This window comes from Stenotrophomonas sp. YJH_SMC_122 (assembly GCF_059369535.1).
In genome coordinates, this window is the sequence record NZ_JCAFST010000005.1 from 158,946 (window position 1) to 175,267 (window position 16,322).

A 16,322-nucleotide genomic window follows, 5' to 3' on the forward strand; every position below is an offset into this window, starting at 1 on the left:
CTGGCAAGGACGAACCCGAAGCATTCCAGGAGTTCCCATGCACGCTTCCACCGTAGTCATCGCCGCTGGCGAACGCAGCATCGAGGCGGTACTTGCCGCCGAGGCCCTGCGTCGCGCGGCCCGCCAGCGCGGGCTTGATCTGATGATTGAAATCCGCAGCGACCAGGGCGTTACCGGCGCACTGCCCGCCGCCAACGCCGCCGCGATCGCCCACCTGCTGCTGGTGGGCGATGGCGAGGCAGACATCGCACGCTTCGGCAATGCCCGCATCGTGCATGCCAGCCTGGGCGAGGTGCTGGACGATCCGGCGGCCGCGCTCGCACCGCTGGCTGTCGCGCCGGCCAGTGACCACGACACTGATGCGGGCAAGCGCATCGTCGCCGTCACCTCCTGCCCCACCGGCATCGCCCACACCTTCATGGCGGCGGAAGGGCTGCAACAGGCTGCCAAGGTGCTGGGCCATGCGATCCGGGTGGAAACCCAGGGCTCGGTCGGCGCGCAGGACGCGTTGAGCGATGAAGAAATCGCCGCCGCCGACCTGGTGCTGATCGCCGCCGACCGCGAAGTCGATCTGTCACGCTTCGCCGGCAAGCGCCTGTTCAAGAGTGGTACCAAACCGGCGATCAACGATGGCCAGAACCTGATCCGCAAGGCGCTGGCCGAGGCCGGCGTGCACGCGGGGACAGCGGCTTCGGGCCGTGCCGCAGAAAAGAACAAGAGCACCGGCCCTTACAAGCACCTGATGACCGGCGTGTCGTTCATGCTGCCGTTCGTGACAGCCGGCGGCCTGTTGATCGCACTGGCGTTCGCGCTCGGCGGGATCTATGCCTTCGACGACGCACACAAGGGAACGCTGGCCTGGTCGCTGTTCCAGATCGGCGCCAAGTCCGGTTTCATGCTGATGGTGCCGGCGCTGGCCGGCTACATCGCCTACTCCATCGCCGACCGCCCCGGCATCGCGCCCGGCATGATCGGCGGGCTGGTTGCGGTCAACATGGACGCAGGTTTCATCGGCGGCATCCTCGCGGGCTTCATCGCCGGCTATGGCGTGCACTGGATCAACCGTGCGCTGCGCCTGCCGCGCAGCCTGGAAGGCCTCAAGCCGGTGCTGATCCTGCCGGTGCTGGGCACGCTGCTGGTCGGCCTGTTGATGATGTATGTAATCGGTACGCCGGTGGCCGGACTGCTGGCCTGGCTGACCGACTGGCTGCGCGGCATGCAGGGCAGCAGCGCGATCCTGCTTGGCCTGCTGCTGGGCGGCATGATGGCGGTGGACATGGGCGGCCCCGTCAACAAGGCGTCCTACGCCTTCTCTACCGCATTGATCTCCAGCCAGGTGTACACGCCGATGGCGGCGACCATGATCGGCGGCATGACGCCGCCACTGGGTATTGCGCTGGCAACGTGGCTGTTCAGCAACCGCTTCACCGCCGAGGAGCGCGGCACGGCCGGTGCCGCTGGCGTGCTCGGCCTGAGTTTCGTGACCGAGGGCGCGATCCCCTACGCGGCGCGCGATCCATTGCGCACCATTCCGGCGTTGATCCTCGGCTCGGCCGTGGCCGGTGCGATCTCGATGGCCGCGGGCGTCGAACTGAAGGTGCCGCACGGCGGCGTGTTCGTGCTGCCGATCCCGAACGCGGTCACCCATCTTGGCGTCTACCTGCTGGCGCTGTTGGCGGGCGTGGCGGTCACCGCAGTTGCTCTGCGCATCCTCAAGAAGCCGGTCACGGCCCCCACCCTGTAAATGGAACCCCCGCCAATGTCCTGCTCTTCCTGTCGCCTGGTGCCGGTAGCGATCCTGCTGGCCCTGCCGTCACTGGCCGCAGCCGCCGGCGCCAGCGACACCCTCATCCCCAGGCTCTCCTACACCGGCGAGGCGGCCGCCACGCTCGACGGTGGCAAGCGCAGCGGCACCGCCTACGCCGGCCAGCTGATGTTCGGCGCCGATGTTGACCTCGACGCTGCGTTCGGCTGGCGGGGGGCAACGATCAAGGCCTATGGCATCAATCGCCACGGCACCAACCTCGCCAACAGCAGCACCGGCAACAGCACTTCGGTGCAGGAAATCTACGGCGGCCAGGGGACCCGCCTGGCCAACCTGACCCTCGAACAGAAGCTGTTCAACGACCGATTGGTGCTGGAGGCAGGGCGCAGCGTCGCCAACATCCACCACCTCGGTTCGGAGCTGTGCCAGTACTTCCAGGGCAACTCGGCCTGTGGCAACCCGACCTACGTGTTCCGCACCAGCAGTTTCACCTGGTGGCCGGTGTCGAGCTGGATGGCCGATGCCACGGCCTGGGTGACGCCCGATGTCTATGTCCGCGTCGGCGCCTACCAGGTCGATCCCAGCCAGGCCGAGGATGGCCAGCATGGCCTGAAGTGGAATACGAACCAGGCCACCGGCTGGATCGTGCCCTACACGATCGGCTGGCGCAGCCCTGCTTCGGCACGACTGAAAGCCCGCTACGAACTCGGTGGCTGGCAGGACAACTCGACCTATCGCGACCCGCTGCGCGATGCCAACGGCATTCCCGCGCTGCTCAGTGGCCAGGAGTACGCGACACGCCACGGTCGTTCAGGTGCGTTCGCCCGCTTCGAACAGCAGCTTACCGGCGATGGCAAGGGTCGTGGCCTGACCCTTTTCGGCGCCGCGCTCAAGGGTACCTCCGGGCAGTTGATCGAGGATCACTTCCTGCAGGCCGGGCTTGTGCAGAAAGGCACGTTCGCCAGCCGGCCGCAGGACAGCATCGCCTTCGTCGTGACCCAGCAGAAGTACAGCAGCATCGCACTGGAAAACCTGCGCCTTGCCCGTGCCGCAGCGGGTGGCAGCGGCACCCCGCACGGAAGCCAGGTGATGATGGAGCTGAGCTATGGCATCCAGGTCACCCCACAGCTTCGGGTCGCGCCGAACCTGCATTACATCGTGCATCCCGACCAGTTCAATGAGCCCGCACGCCAGCGGGACCTGCCGAATGCGCTGATCGCGGGCATGCGGATTGACTGGAGCCTGTAAGGGAATGGTCAGTGGCAGCGAAGCGCCGCCAGCGTGACGCACCGACGCGCACTCCCTCCGCCCGCAGATCATCGCGGAGTGCCGGCCCGCTGCGGCGTCGCCCTCCGGTGCATGCCCCCGGCGGGCTTCAAGGACTGTTCGCTGCCCACGCCAGTTCGAACGTCAACGCCAGCCGCTGCCCCGGCTCCAGCCGATGCGGTGCCAGCGTGAAGCCGTCCGGCGGGCCGCTCTGCGGCTCGACACAGGTGGCGTGCGGCGCAGCGTCGTAGACCACCCAGTGGTCGTGGTCCGACCTCAGCCGCAGGCGCTGGCCTTCGCGTACCAGGGTGATGTCACTTTCGGCGATGAAGCAGTCGTCCCATGGGCCGTGGGCAGGAGATACACAGGGCAGCGCGGCAATGCCTTCCCTGTCCCGCGGATACATCGAGCGAGGACTGAACAGCAGTCGTTCCGGCTTCCGGAACCAGGGGTGCCAGCCCAGCACCGCCGGCATCGCCTGCCCGCCCGCCTGGACCGAGAGGCGCAGCTGCAGGCTGTGAGGGTGCAGGCTCACTTCCTGGAGGGCGACGCCACCGAAGGGCCAGTACCTGTCGCGTGGCAGCGCCAGCGACAGCGTGGCCGTGGCTGTCTCCATGCGCTCGACCTGCCAGGGCCGCGTGAAGCCCACGCCATGGATGGCATGCCCGCCGAAATTGAGCGGCAGCGCATGCGGCGCGCCGTCGAAGCAGAACTGTCCCTGGCGGATACGCCCGGCCCACGGCACCATCGGGTAGCAGCCCCACGCGATCGCCGCCGTGCCCGCCTGCTGCGCATCCACCAGCCAATCCACGCCCCGGTAACGCAGGTGCGCCACGCGCCCGCCCGCCCCTGCGGCGAGCGCAACCTCCAGTTCGCCGCATCTGAGCCAGTGCAGCTCACCGGCCGGCAGCGGGGCCAGCGCATCATCCATCGGCAGCATGCGCTCAGGCCCCATAGGGATTGATCGTGCGGATGCTTCCGTCCGGCTCCATGTGCAGCGGCGTGCACTTGGCCGAGCGCAGGTGGGTGATGCCGCCGGACATCAGTGCATCGTGATAGAACAGGTACCACTGTCCGTCGAACTGGCAGATGGAGTGGTGGGTGGTCCAACCGACCACGGGGGTGAGGATCACGCCGGCATAGGTGAACGGTCCATACGGGCTGTCGCCGATGGCGTAGCACAGCTGGTGGGTGTTGCCAGTGGAGTACGACAGGTAGTAGCGACCCTGGTACCTGTGCAGCCACGGACCTTCGAAGAAGCGGCGCGCATGGTCGTCGGCACGCAGCGGCTGGCCATGCTCATCCAGGATCTGCACTTCGCGGGTGGGCTCGGCCAGCTCGGTCATGCCGGCATCCAGGCGGCCCACGCGCGGGCCCAGGGCCGGTGCGCTGCCCTCGGGTTCCTCGTGTGCCACGTCGTACTGGTTGTCACGATACTTCTGCAGCTGCCCGCCCCAGATGCCGCCGAAGTACAGGTAGTGGCTGCCATCGTCGTCTTCGAACACGGCCGGGTCGATCGAGTACGCGCCCTTGATCGGCTCCGGCTGGGGCACGAACGGGCCCTCCGGTCGCGCACCGATCGCCACGCCGATGCGGAACCGGCCCCCGGCATCCTTGGCCGGGAAGTAGAGGTAGTAGCGGCCATCACGGCAGGCGGCATCGGGGGCCCACATCTGTTTCCGCGCCCAGGGCACGTCGCGCACGTGCAACGCCATGCCGCAATCGACGGCGGTGCCGTCGGGCGTATCCATCCTCAGCACGTGGTAATCCTGCATGCCGAAGTGGCCGCCTTCATCGTCGAATGGCTGGCCGCCGTCGATGTCGTGCGACGGATAGATGTACAGGCGACCCTCGAATACATGCGCCGAAGGGTCGGCCGTGTAGATGTGGGTCACCAGCGGTTGCGAAATGGCGTGCGCGGTGAGCTGCGCAAGGCGGGCTTCGCTGGCCTGGCCGTCTTCACCGGCAGAGAGGTCGATCATGGTTGTCGTCTTGGAGTTACGCGGAGGCGTCGGCGGAACGGCGACGCAGGAGGAGATCCTGTTCGATGCGTGTTTCCGTGCGCTTGTCGATCCGGTAGAAGAACAGCAGCGCGACGGCGAGCAGGAAGGGAAGGGAGCAATAGACGCTTACGGTCAGGCGGATGCCCTGCACCACGGCCTCAGGCTGCTGCACCAGGCCTGCCTGGTAGCCGTAGTGGGCAAGGATCGCGGCGACCAGCGCGCCGCCGACACTGAGGCCGATCTTCAGCCCGCACAGCATCGCCGAGAAGATGATCGCCGTTGCCCTTCGATGGTTCTTCCACTCCGAGTAGTCCGCGACGTCGGCAATCATCGCCCACAGCAACGGGATGGTGATGCCATAGCAGAAGCCATGCAGCATGAACGCTGCGAACGCCACCGCCACCGCCGTGGGAGGGAACAGGTAGAAGGCCAGCAGGAACAGGGTCGAGACAAACAGGGCGCCACCGAAGACGTCGCGCTTGCCGAAGCGATCCGCCAGCCGCCGTGATGCGCCAATACCCAGGATCATGCAGAGGATGCCGCACGCGTTGAACAGGCTGAACGCCGAGGTGGCCGCATCCTTCGGCCAGGTGAACGCCGCGAAACCGGCGCCGGCGAGGGCGCCATTCAATGCACGGATCAGGCCGTTGAAGCCAGAGTTTTCCAGGAAGCCGGCCAGCGCCGCTTCGCTCATGTAGTACTGGAAGTAATAGATGTAGGTGCCGCCTTTCAAGGCCAGGTTGATGAACACCAGCACGGTCAGCGCCAGCATCACCTGCCACGGGCGGTTGTGCAGCAGGTCCGACAGGTCCTGCACTATGCCGCCGGTCTGCTCGCGCGTCGGCACGATGCGTTCGCGGGTGGTGGCGAAGGTGATCAGGAAGAACACCGTTCCGATCAGTGCGAAGGCGGTCATGACCTGTTCGAAGCCGCGCACCCGGTCGCCGTCGCCCAGGATCAGCACCAGCGGCATCAGCAGCACCTGGATGATGAACTGCGCGATCATCACGGCCACGAAGCGGTAGGCCGAAAGGCTGTTGCGCTGGGCCATGCTGCCGGTCAGCACGCCGCTCAGCGCCGAGTACGGCAGGTTGTTCGCGGCGTAAACGCAGACCAGCAGGGCGTAGGTGCCCAGTGCATAGATCACCTTTCCGCGCTCGCCCAGGTCCGGGGTGCTGAACGCCAGCAGCGACAGTACGCCAAAGGGAATGGCCGTCCACAGGATCCACGGGCGGAAGCGGCCCCAGCGGGTGGACGTCCGGTCAGCCGCGATGCCGATCAGCGGCGTGAACACGAACGCACCCAGCAGGCCGACCACAAAGATGATCGTGGCCGCGGTCGCAGCTGGCAGGCGGTAGACGTCGGTGTAGAAGAATGCCAGGTAGGTGATCAGGGTCTGGAAGATCAGGTTGGCAGCGAGATCGCCCAGGCTGTAGCCGAGCTTCTCGCGTACCGATAGCGCGTGTTCAGTGCTTGCCATGCAGCGGACGTCCTGGAAAAGGAATCTGGTCGAAGGGGAATCGATGTCGCCCGGGGCGATCAATCATGCGCGGGCACTACGGTGAACCTGCTCCGCGCACGTATATCGGCACTGGACGCCCCCACCCTGACCTCGTAGGCACCGGGCTGCACCGCGTACACCGCACGCGCTTCGTCATAGTGACGCAGGGCCTGCGCTGCCTCCAGTGTGAACGTCACCGTGCGGCGTTCGCCCGGGGCCAGATGGACCCGCTGGAAGCCCCGCAGTTCCTGCACGGCATCACCACCACCGGCGTGTTCGCGCCGCACGTACAGCTGCACCACTTCGTCACCGCTGCGCGTGCCCGCGTTGGTCACGTCCACCGACGCGGCCACGCGACCATCGGCGCCGATGGTGTCCGCATCGAGGCGGAGCGTTCCATAATCGAAGCGCGTGTACGACAGCCCGTGACCAAACGGATACAGCGGCGTGCCACGGAAGTAGCGGTAGGTACGGCCCTCCATGGCGTAGTCGTCGAATGCCGGCATCGCTTCGCCGGCCTTGTAGAAGGTGACCGGCAAGCGACCCGCCGGATTGATGTCGCCGAACAGCGCCTGGCCGACGGCGGTGCCGCCGCGCTGCCCGGGATACCAGCTCATCAGGATCGCCGGCAGATGCGCCTGCGCCCAGTCCACGGCGATGGCCGAACCGCCGGTGAGTACCATCACCACCGGCTTGCCGGTAGCGTGCAGGGCCTCCAGCAGGGTGCGCTGCGGCGCGGGCAACCGCAGGTCGGTGCGGTCGCCACCGGCAAAGCCCGGATAGTTGACCGTCATCTCCTCGCCTTCGACATCGCCGGTAAGGCCACCGACGAACACCACCACGTCGGCCTCGCGTGCGGCATCGAGCGCTTCATCGAACGGCGCCTTGGCGCCGGGCATGCGCCAGCCCAGGCGCACGCCGGCATCGCGCTGGTCGTCGTAGTACTCCAGCTTCAGGTCATAGGCACGCCCCGCCTGCAGGTCGAGTTCGACACCCTCGGCATGCAGGCGATCTGTGTTCACCCAGTGATCGATCACACGCTTGCCGTCCAGGTACAGGCGGTAGCCATCATCGCCGGCCACCTCCAGCCGGTAGCGACCGGACACGGGGGGCAGCAGTTGGCCGCTCCAGCGGATGCTGAAGCGGTCGTTGGGAATCCCCTGCCCCGGTGCTGCTTCGCCGCGTGCCAGCAGGTTGTCGGTCGGCGAGCCGCGGTCCCAGCGGAAGCCGATCTGCGCGTCGGTGCGCACCAGGGCCGGCGCACCGGACAGGTCGGGCGTGCGGAAGTACTCGCCACGCAGGCCACGCTCGGGCGAGTCCGCCGAGGGCCGCAGGAAGGTCGGCTCGATCAGCGGCGTGGCACCGGGATCGTCGCGCCCTTCCACCAGGTCCACGCCGCGGGCATAACGCACTTCAACGCCCTTGGCCGCCTCGCGTATGCCCTGCAGGATGGTGACCGGCGCCGCCGGTGTGCCGAAGTAGTTGCCGAGCAGTGCCATGGTGTCGTCGGCGGTGGGTCCGACCACGGCAATGCGCTTGGTGTCGCGCGACAGCGGCAGGATGCCGTCGTTCTTCAGCAGCACCAGCGACGCCTGCGCGGCCTTGAGGGCCAGCGCATCATGGGCCGGGGCCTGGTTCACCGAGGCCGGAATGCGCGCCCAGCGCACCCGCTCCGGCGGATCGAACATGCCCAGGCGCATCCGTGCGGTGAACAGGCGGGTCACCGCATCATCGATCTCCGCTTCGCTGACCAGGCCCTGACGCACGGCCTCGGGCAGCGTGGCGTACTCCTGGCCGCATTCCAGCTCGGTGCCGTTCCTGACCGCCAGCGCCGCGGCGGCTTCGCGCATGGCGACGATATGGTGGTGCTTCCAGATATCGACGATGGCCCAGCAGTCAGAGACCACGTAGCCCTTGAAGCCCCAGTCGCGTCGCAGCACATCGCGCAGCAGGAAACGGCTCGCACTGGCGGACTCGCCGTACACGCGGTTGTAGGCGCCCATGACCGCATCCACTTCGCCCTCCTTCACCAGCGCTTCGAACGCCGGCAGGTAGGTGTCATACAGGTCGCGCCGGCTGGGCCGTGCATCGAAGTGATGGCGGTCGGCCTCCGGTCCGCTGTGCACGGCCAGATGCTTGGCGGTGGCGTCCAGCTTCCGGTAGACGGGGTCGTCGCCCTGCAGGCCGCGCACGAAGGCAACGCCCATGCGGGCGGTGAGGTAGGGATCCTCGCCGTAGGTTTCCTGCCCGCGGCCCCAGCGCGGGTCGCGGAAGATGTTGACGTTCGGCGACCAGAAGGTCAGGCCCTGGTAACGGCCATGCGCGCCTTCGCGGAGGAACTGGTGGTGCTTCGCGCGGGCCTCGTCGCTGATGGTCGTGGCCACCTGCCCCATCAACGGAACATCGAAGGTCGCGGCCAGGCCGATTGCCTGCGGAAACACCGTGGCCTGCCCTGCCCGTGCGACGCCATGCAACCCCTCATTCCACCAGTCGTAGGCGGGCACACCCAGCCGTTCGATTGCCGGCGCGGCATTCTGCATCTGCGCGGCCTTTTCTTCCAGGGTCATCTGCGCGACGAGTGCGGCGGCCCGTTGCTCGAAGCTTGCCGAGAGATCCAGCCAGGGCCGTGGCGCGGCCGCGGATGCGGCGGCCGCCACGCAGGTCAGGACGAACAGGATGGCCCGGCCACGCCACGTACGGCGGCGGGCACTGGATGAAATCGACAGTCTCATTTGCTTCTCCCGGTGCGCTCGTCGCGCGCGAAGGGACCCAGCAGTGCGCCCACGAAGCCGCCTGCCCGGTCCGTACTCAGAACGGTGCCGTCCACGTCGCCCGCGAGCAGTTGCCAGCCCTGCCCGTCGCCGGTGTCGAACGAGAACGCGTAGTCGCCCTCGTTGCCGGCAATCTTCAGGCGCACTGCTGCAGACGTCGGCACGGCATGGCTGGCCAGCGTCCGCGTACTGCCACCACCGTCACGCGCTTCGAGGAAGAGCGAGAGGCGCCCCCCGCCAAGGTCACGAACGCCGAGGAAGTACCAGTACGCCTCGCTCTGGAACGCCGCCAGACCGGCGGCGACACCGGGGGCGGGCGGGGTCATCGCGGTGCTCGCCTCGAAGCGCAGATGCTGCTGGCGCCGGCCGAGAAATGCCGGATTGCGCAACGTGTCCAGATTCTCGGCAAGCGGGTGCACGGCCAGCATGCCGGGGCGCTTGTGCAGGTCTGCCCAGGCATGCCTGGGCACGCGCACGCGCAGCCACTGGCGATCGAGCGTCGGGCCATCAAAATTGTCGCGCGCTACGAAATTACCGGTCGACGGGGCCTGCGATGCCTCGCCCTGCATCCATGACGGCGCCTTGGCCACGTAGGGAATGGCCTGGTCGGTCGGCAGGATCTGCGGCCAGCCATCCTGCCAGCGCACCGGCAACAGGTAGGTCTCGCGCCCGGTGTTGTAGTGGCGCTTCTGATAGTTGCGGCTGGCCAGGAATACCGCCCACCACGAGCCGTCCGGGCCTTCGACCAGGTCGGCGTGGCCGGCATTGGTGATCGGAAGCGGACGGTCGTCCGGCAGTTCGCGCTGGGTCAGGATCGGATTGCCCGCATAGGGAACGTAGGGCCCCCACACCGCGCGGCTGCGCAGCACCACCTGCGAGTGCTGCGGCCCGGTACCTCCTTCAGCGTCGGACAGGTAATACCAGCCCTCCCGCTTGTAGATGTGCGGTCCCTCGATCCAGATCGGATTCTTCGCCGGCTCCACGCCTCCATCAACCAGCACCCGGCGGGGCCCGACCGGCTTGAATGCCGCCAGGTCGATCTGCTGCATCCAGATGGCGCGGTGCCCGTCGTAGCGCGGCGGACCGGGCGGTGCGTCGTTGTTGATCAGGTACACCTTGCCGTCGTCGTCAAAAAACAGTGATGGATCGATGCCATCGATGCCGGGCAGCCAGTGCGGATCGGACCACGGCCCGGCCGGGTCGCGCGCGGTGGCGATGAAGTTGCCACCGCTGTCGGTGGCGGTGGTGACGACGTAGAAGGTGCCGTCATGGTATTCGATGGTGGGCGCGAAGATGCCGCGCGAGACGCTCAGCCCGTCGAAATCCAGCTGCGTGGGGCGGTCAATCACATTGCCGATCTGCTTCCAGTGCACCAGGTCGGCACTTTCAAACACCGGAATGCCCGGGAAGTAGGTGAAGCTGGAATTGACCAGATAGAACCGGCCGTTCGCGCGCACGATGCTGGGATCGGCATGGAAGCCGGCCAGGACGGGATTGCGGTAATGGCCGGCCGGCAGCGGCACTTCAAACGCCTGGTCATCGCCGCGGTACTCGAACCAGTCGAAGTACACCGGCGGAGCGTCCGGCGGCGCGCTGGCCCGGGTGGCAGCGGCCGACAGCAGGAACAACGCCCCCAGCAGGCGGCGCGCCATCGACCTCAGGCCGGCCCTGTCGCGGGCCAGAGGGGACTTCGTGGACAGCGTCATCATCGTCGGGCCTCGGCTTCGGCAATGGGAAGTTCGAACGGGCCGGCCGGTGCCCCGCTGCGATCGCGCAGCGTGCACACCGGGCCATCGGCCCAGCAGTAGCGGACGTGCGTTGCGTGCGTCGAGCGCGGGCCACGCAGCAGGATCCGGCGCCCATCCAGTTCGGCGTCGCCGTAGTCGCAGTGGCGGGTATCACCCCTGGTCTCGCACAGTTCAAAGCCAATCGGTCGCAGCGCACCGGTTGCGGTGAGCGCGCCTTCGACATCCTCGAACGCGATGGCCACGCCCGCGGGCGTCCGCACGGCCGTGACCGCCCGCGGACCTGACGGTGCCAGATCCTGCTCGCCGTACACCACGTGGCGGGCCACGCGCGCCAGGCGGCGCCCGAGTTCCTGCTTGTTCGGCGGGTGGATGTCGTAGGCATCGCCGATGTCGATGGCAATGGCGAGCCCGCTCCGCGCATCCTCGGCGGCGACGCGCCGCTGCGCCTCGCGCACCTGCGCCCAACCGCTGTCGGCCGGCGCAACCGGCGGCTGGCCATAGCTGGCCAGCTGCACGAGCAGCAGTGGCGTGCGTGCACCGAACTGACGCCGCCAATCGTCGCGCAGCGCACGCAACCGCGCCGCGTATGCCGCGCCATCACCGGTGTTCGATTCGCCCTGGTACCACAGCATGCCGCGCAGCCCGAAACCGCCGAGCGGCGCGATCATTCCGTTGTACAGCGTCGACAGCCCGGTGGCGGCCTGCCAGGGGCCAAATGGCGGCGCCTGCTGGCCCGGCGCCACCCGGTACTTCCACGGACGCTGCAGTGCCACCCGCTCACCGTCGTCGAACTGCAGGCCGTATGCCGTGGCGGGGCCGGCCAGGCCGCCTTCGCCGTAGGTGTCCAGCACGTTGACCGCAATGACGTTGGATCCTGCCTTCAGCAGGCCACGTGGCAACGGGTAGCGCCTCTCGCCGGCGCCGTACTGGCTGCCGACGGCGACTCCGTTCACCCAGGTCACGTCCACCTCGTCGGCCGATGCCAGCTCCAGGATCGCGCCGCGTGCAGCCTGTTCAGCGCTCAGCATCACCTGCGTGCGATACCAGACCATGCCGTTGTAGTCGGCAAGCGCGGGCTCGTTCCACCGTTCCCATGCGCCCAGTGTGGACGGTGCGCGCGACCATCCTCGGTCATCGGCATCCGCGCGCCATGGGGCGTCGCCGGGCAGCGTGCCCTCGCGTGTGGCCCACCAATGCTGCCAGTAGCGGCCCCAGGCTGCGCGTGCCTCCAGCGGATCACGCGCAGAGCGCGCGAGGATATCGAGGGCCTCATCCAGGCCGCCCTGCCCGCGCAGTGCACCAACGCTGGTCCAGGCCTCGATCCGCGAGCCACCCCACGCCGCCTCGATCAGCCCCATCGGCACGTCGACCGTGCGCTGCAGTTCGCGCGCGAAGTAGAAGCAGGTGGCGGAGAAATCGCGCACCGCATCAGGCGTTGCCGATGTCCAGGCAGTGCTGTCGTTGAAGCTCTCCTGTGCCTGCGCGGCGGCGTGCTGCGGCACGGTGAACAGCCGGATCCGTGGCATCGTGGCTGCGGCAATCTCGCTGGCTGCGTTGAGCGAGCGCCACACCGGCAGTTCCATGTTCGACTGTCCCGAGCACAGCCACACGTCGCCGACCAGCACGTCGCGCACCCTCTCCCGACGTGTCCCGGCAATTACCTCCAGCGTATGCGGACCGCCCGCGGCCACCGGGGGGAGCGTCGCCTGCCAGCCGCCTGCGGCGTCCGCCCGGGTGCTTACCGCCTGCCCGGCAAACGTCACGGAAACCGGCTGCCCAGGGCCTGCGTGACCCCAGACCGCAATGGGCCGGTCACGCTGCAGGACGGCGTGATCCCTGAACAGGGGATGCAGCAGCCCCGTCGTTTCCTGCGCCGCGGCCGGCATCGCCACCACTGCCGCAACCATCATCAACAGCGCATACCCGACCGCTCCGAACCTGCTCATCGCCCATCCCCCGGTGCGAACGGAAACTGCAACGCCTGGTAGTACGACAATGGCTGCGGCGGTGGCCGTTCGCCGGCGGGCAGCGGCCGTCCGCTGAGTGACTGGAAGTACGCCACGCTGGCGTCACGCCACCATTGCGCTTCGTCGTGCTGGATCTGCAGGAACGCAGCAACGTGCCGATGCCGCTGCGGATCGATCCGGTCGCACAGGGCTGCCCAGGTGTCCTGCATCGAGCGCACCTGGCGCACACCCCGCGAATAGCGCCCGACCAGCTCATCCCAGAGCGTCCTGCCCGAGCGCATGCGGCGGTCCCACGGCACATGATGGAACCACAGCAGCAGCGACTCGGGCACGCGTGCGGAATCGCCGTAGATCTCGGCGACCTGCGGGGCGTACTGGCCCACTGCGTTGCTTCCGCTGGCGCTGCGATCAAAACCGATGCCCTGGCTGTCTGCGCGGTGGTAGTACACCGACGTCCAGTCCGCACGTGGGCCTCCGTCCACCCAGGGGCCGGGGCCGTAGTGATGGCCGCGTGCCATCAGGTGGTGCAGGCCCAGCGGCGTCATGTAATCCACTGCCGCCTCGCGCGAGTCCATCATCATCCGCACGATCGGGCCGGTCACCTGCGGGTCGGGCGAGAACGTCAACGCTGCCCAGTCTTCGGCAATCGCGCGCGCGGATTGCTGCGGGTTCCAGGCCAGCCGGCCGAAGGCGTACCAGTTGGCCTGGTCGAAGTGCGAGCCACTCCAGGTGCGGTCCACGCCGATGTTGGCGACGCCGGCAATACCGGTCAGTGCGTGGCCCTCCAGCGAGCCATCGATCACGCGGGCAACCGTGGAGCCCTCGCCGCGGGCATGGGTGTCGGCCTGCAGCACTTCCTCGTAGAGCGTTCCCAGGTAGACCAGGTGCGTCGCAAAACCCAGGTATTCCTTGGTGATCTGCAGTTCCATCATCAGCGGCGTGCGTGGCATCGCGCCGAACAGCGGATGGAACGGCTCGCGCGGCTGGAAGTCGATGGGGCCGTTCTTCACCTGCACGATCACGTTGGGGCGGAAGGCACCGTCCAGCCGGACAAACTCGCTGTACGCCTGCTTGGCGCGATCTTCGGGAACCTCGTGCGAATACACGAAGGCCCGCCACATCACCACGCCGTTGTAGGGTGCCAGCGCGTCGGCCAGCAGGTTGGCGCCGTCGGCATGGGAACGACCGTAATCCTGCGGGCCGGGTTGCCCCTCCGAGTTCGCCTTGACCAGGAAGCCGCCGAAATCCGGAATGCGCGCATGGATCTCATCGACCTTGTCGCGCCACCAGCGCCGCACGCCGGGATCCAACGGGTCAGCCGTCGCCAGGCCGCCGAGCTCGATGGGCGCACTGAAGCGTGCGCTCAGGTAGACCCGGATGCCATAGGGGCGGAACAGGTCGGCCAGCGCGGCGGCTTTGGCCAGATAGGCCGGCGACAGGCTCAGCGCACTGGCGTTGACGTTGTTGAGGACGGTGCCGTTGATGCCGAGCGAAGCGTTGGCACGGGCGTAGTCGGTGTAGCGCGGGTCACGCCATTGCGGCAACGTCTGCCAGTCCCACAGCGAGCTGCCCGCATAGCCACGCTCGACGTAGCGGTCCAGGTTGTCCCAATGGTCGAGCACACGCAGTGCGACCCGCGGCGACTCCCGCACGTCCAGCCCCCGCAGCGGCATGCCACGCTGCAACAGGCGCAGCAGGTGGAACGTGCCATACAGCACGCCGACATCCCGGCGTGCCGCCACCAGCAGCACATCGCGCCCCTCGGTCCGGACCTGCCGGATCAGGAAGCCCTCGTCGCCCAGCGTGGCAACCTCGTTGCCGAACGCGGCGACCAGCGCCGAAGACTGCGGCGTACCCAGCACCAGGGCATGGTCAGTACTGATTGCCGTTCGCATTGGCGGGGCCGTTCCCAGCAATCCAGGAAGGCTGCGCGCAAGCTCGTCGCGGGTGGCGCGCTGCATCGGCGTGCCATCCGGGGCCACCACTTCGGCCAGCTGCCGCCGGTAGTCGGCAGCGACCGTTGTGGCAACCGGGTGGTAGCGCATCCACAGCCTGTAGCCATCCTCCGCCCGTGCACCGCCAGCACAGGCCAGCAGTGCGAGCACGGCGCACAGGCGCGTGCCGACAGCACGCAACAACGGCGTTAACATGCGCCTTTGTAGACTACGTCCGGGCCCGGGGCAGCGCATCATCGTCCTTCGCACCCGCGCGGCAGCGCCACCAAGAACAAAGGGATCGTGCATTGGACAAGCCGAAGAAGTCGGTTCGCCGCAGAACCGCAGGCGTGACGATCGACGAGGTTGCGGCCCTTGCCGGCGTTTCGCCGATGACCGTGTCGCGGGTGATCAACCAGGGCAAGGTGCGCGACGTCACCCGCGAGCGCGTGCTGCGCGCCGTGCGTGAGCTGGGCTATACGCCCAATCTTGCTGCCAGTTCGCTGGCCGCCGCACAGCACACGCGCATTGCGCTGATCTACACCAACCCCAGCGGCGCCTATCTGCGCGAACTGCTGGTGGGCCTGCTGCGCGTCGCCTCCAGTTCCGCCATCCAGCTGGTCATCGACTACTGGGACAACCTGGATGCCGACTCCGAACGCAGGGCGGCGCGCGCGCTCGCCGGACGCGTCGACGGGGTGATCCTGCCGCCGCCCCTTTGCGAATCGCAGGCCGCCGTAAGCGAACTGGTCAAGGCTGGCATTCCAGTGGTGGCCATCGCATCGGGTCGCCTGAGCGAGGCCCTGTCCTGCGTCCGCATCGACGATTTCAGTGCGGGCAGGGAAATGACCGATCACCTGCTCCGGCAGGGACACACCCGCATCGGTTTCATCCGTGGGCGCGATGACCTGAGCGCAAGTGCGCTCCGTTACGACGGCTTCGTCACCGCCCTGCGCGAGGCCGGGCTTGCGGTGGAGCCTGGCCTGGTCCAACACGGTGACTACACCTACCGGTCCGGCCTGGCTGCCGCCGAAAAGCTGTTGTCCCAACGCCGCCCACCGACCGCGATTTTCGCCAGCAACGACGACATGGGCGCCGCGGCCATCTCCGTCGCGCATCGGCGCGGGCTGGAAGTGCCACGCGACCTGTCGGTGGTGGGTTTCGATGACACCTCGGCCGCCACCACCGTGTGGCCGGAACTGACCACGATCCACCAGCCCATCGCCTCGATGGCCAACGCGGCCGTCGACATCCTGCTGCGCACCATCCGCCGTCCGGCGGGGGACGCAACGGTGCTGCGCGATCATGTGATGCCGCATCGGCTGATCGCACGCGGTTCGGTCGCCGCGCCGCCCCGGGGGCGGTAG

At 67.8% G+C, this 16,322-nt stretch carries 10 protein-coding genes; 3 read left to right on the plus strand and 7 right to left on the minus strand.

The window, feature by feature from the left end:
* The first annotated feature begins 37 nt into the window (after window positions 1-37).
* Window positions 38-1,744, plus strand: a complete 1,707-nt coding sequence (locus AC5P66_RS09130; protein WP_049411204.1) for a PTS fructose transporter subunit IIC — start codon at window positions 38-40, stop codon at window positions 1,742-1,744.
* Window positions 1,745-1,759: 15 nt separating this feature from the next.
* Window positions 1,760-3,013, plus strand: a complete 1,254-nt coding sequence (locus tag AC5P66_RS09135; protein WP_100478149.1) for a carbohydrate porin — start codon at window positions 1,760-1,762, stop codon at window positions 3,011-3,013.
* Window positions 3,014-3,140: 127 nt separating this feature from the next.
* On the opposite strand, the gene AC5P66_RS09140 is transcribed toward AC5P66_RS09135, so the two are convergent.
* From AC5P66_RS09140 to AC5P66_RS09170, 7 genes are read right to left on the minus strand one after another with little or no spacing between them, the layout of a single operon-like run.
* Window positions 3,141-3,986 (minus strand): aldose epimerase family protein, encoded by an 846-nt coding sequence (locus AC5P66_RS09140; RefSeq protein WP_262223258.1) that lies wholly within the window; start codon window positions 3,984-3,986, stop codon window positions 3,141-3,143.
* Complete coding sequence (locus AC5P66_RS09145) at window positions 3,976-5,013, minus strand: glycoside hydrolase family 43 protein (protein WP_049411193.1); 1,038 nt, start codon at window positions 5,011-5,013, stop codon at window positions 3,976-3,978. The genes AC5P66_RS09140 and AC5P66_RS09145 overlap by 11 nt, the downstream gene beginning before the upstream one ends.
* A gap of 16 nt (window positions 5,014-5,029) precedes the next feature.
* Window positions 5,030-6,514, minus strand: a complete 1,485-nt coding sequence (locus AC5P66_RS09150) for an MFS transporter (protein ID WP_262223257.1) — start codon at window positions 6,512-6,514, stop codon at window positions 5,030-5,032.
* A gap of 59 nt (window positions 6,515-6,573) precedes the next feature.
* Window positions 6,574-9,267, minus strand: a complete 2,694-nt coding sequence (locus AC5P66_RS09155) for a glycoside hydrolase family 3 protein (RefSeq protein WP_495216240.1) — start codon at window positions 9,265-9,267, stop codon at window positions 6,574-6,576.
* Window positions 9,264-10,958, minus strand: coding sequence for a glycoside hydrolase family 43 protein (locus tag AC5P66_RS09160; protein WP_262223314.1), 1,695 nt, complete (start codon window positions 10,956-10,958; stop codon window positions 9,264-9,266). Before AC5P66_RS09160 ends, AC5P66_RS09155 begins: the two co-directional genes overlap by 4 nt.
* Before the next feature lie 53 nt (window positions 10,959-11,011).
* Window positions 11,012-12,964 carry a sialate O-acetylesterase gene (locus AC5P66_RS09165; protein WP_495216255.1) on the minus strand — a complete coding sequence of 651 codons (1,953 nt, stop codon included), beginning with the start codon at window positions 12,962-12,964 and terminating at the stop codon, window positions 11,012-11,014.
* 32 nt (window positions 12,965-12,996) lie between these two features.
* On the minus strand, window positions 12,997-15,171 hold the full coding sequence (locus AC5P66_RS09170; protein ID WP_262223254.1) for an alpha-glucuronidase family glycosyl hydrolase: 2,175 nt from the start codon (window positions 15,169-15,171) through the stop codon (window positions 12,997-12,999).
* A 92-nt stretch (window positions 15,172-15,263) separates the two neighbouring features.
* Here AC5P66_RS09170 and AC5P66_RS09175 point away from each other — a divergent pair, with 92 nt between their 5' ends.
* Window positions 15,264-16,322, plus strand: coding sequence for a LacI family DNA-binding transcriptional regulator (locus tag AC5P66_RS09175; RefSeq protein WP_049411181.1), 1,059 nt, complete (start codon window positions 15,264-15,266; stop codon window positions 16,320-16,322).